Consider the following 1,626-nt stretch of genomic DNA (forward strand, 5'->3'; position numbering starts at 1 on the left):
CAATGTCATTAAGTTAAGGATAAAATTGTAATTATTGAGGCTTTGACACTTCTTTTTTATGGATTGTCAAGGCTTCTTGTTTTTCAAGGATACTACAAGTAAGCAGCGAAAAATCCCTGCTTTCTCATGGTTCCTATTTTCATTTTTACAATCTTATGCTATCCTACTGTTGAATGCTATTGCTGACTTTTTAACCGTATCTCGTGGAAAAGTCCGGTTATCCCTTATGGGGACAAGATAGTTCAGCAACATTTTTTCAACCTCTGGTGCTGCTAAAGTCTGGGAGCACCAGAATTCTCTACAAATACACATTGCCATTTTTATATTCAATTTATATTCATATTTCCAGTATTCCTGCTGTTTTACCGCAATTCCACCAACTATAGTTTTACAAAAATTGAACATAATTAGCTTTCCATACAATTCTTGTATGATTAATTCTGAGTTCTTAGAATGAACAGATGCAGCGCCAAGCGCATATTTTAACTGGTCAAATGCAGTTTCAATTCCCCAGCGCATATGATATAACCGTTTTAAATCATCTGCCGAAAATTCCTCTTTAGAAAGATTTGTAAACAGTACTTCAGTTGTGGTTTCAGAGAGTTTTATTTTTACAATTCTAAGATTTAATCGATATTCCTCACAATCGTCTGTGAAAAAATCAAATGTTGCATCACTGCGAATTCGTTTATATTTTCGTGGGTTTGTTTTTACTTTTTTGCTATGTTTTTTACAGATATAAAGTTCTTTTTCGATATCGTATTCTTCTGTATCAGGAAGATTCAGACCAGAACAGATACCTGTACCTGATTCTCTTCCCCGAACCACGTATTTATCCCCTTTTTGTTCTATATGGGCGAAAGTATTATAACTTTCGTATCCCCGATCAGCCATAAAAATAGCAGGAAACGCAGAAGACCGGCGGTCTACCATTTGAGCCAGGGCTTTATGCTCATTACATTCACAGATTGGCTGAAAAACGACATCTTCAAAAATACCACTCTGAAGATGGTACATAGCATTTAAATGTATCACATTTCTTCCCTTTGAGATATTGGGTATCTTACGCCAGCATAGTGGTTCTTTTAGATTTTCCGGGACAGAAAACTGGGAACCATCTATTGCCAGAAGTTGGTAACCCTGGAAAAGCGCACCTTTTTTACAAGTCTCTGTAAACGAATGGAACAAGGCCGGCATTGCAGAATCTGAAAGTTTTTGCCGAGCCTGAATCATAGCGGAACTATGCGGAATACCCGAATAGTCTGTTGAAAAGAAGAGTGGTTTCTTTGAAAAGTGGCGGAATAATTCCTGATCCATACATTGTCCTTGCAGAGGGAGAAGGAATCGAATCACCTCTTCAAATGGAAGTTTACGATTCCTAGAAAAGTCTTTTCCCGGACGCTTTACGTGCGATGAAAAATCTCTGCATAATATTTTTATAGCAGACTCCAGTTTTTGCTTTACAATAAAAGAAATATTTGCCATTTGAACCTCCTAAAAAAGAATATATTCAAATGGCTTCGCCACACTTTTGTGAAGTTTTGTCAAGCTTTTAGGCAAAAAAAGTAGTGCAAAAAGTAAAAAACTACTTTTCACACTACTAAAATCCTTAACTTAATGACATTG

1 protein-coding gene is annotated in these 1,626 nt (G+C 36.3%); it reads right to left on the reverse strand.

What is annotated here, in order from left to right:
- Positions 1-153: 153 nt before the first annotated feature.
- Positions 154-1,485, reverse strand: coding sequence for an IS4 family transposase (locus LI149_RS14980; protein ID WP_227085905.1), 1,332 nt, complete (start codon positions 1,483-1,485; stop codon positions 154-156).
- Between the last annotated feature and the right edge of the window lie 141 nt (positions 1,486-1,626).

It is taken from the genome of Dorea sp. 210702-DFI.3.17 (assembly GCF_020560825.1).
Lineage (GTDB): Bacteria > Bacillota > Clostridia > Lachnospirales > Lachnospiraceae > Dorea > Dorea formicigenerans.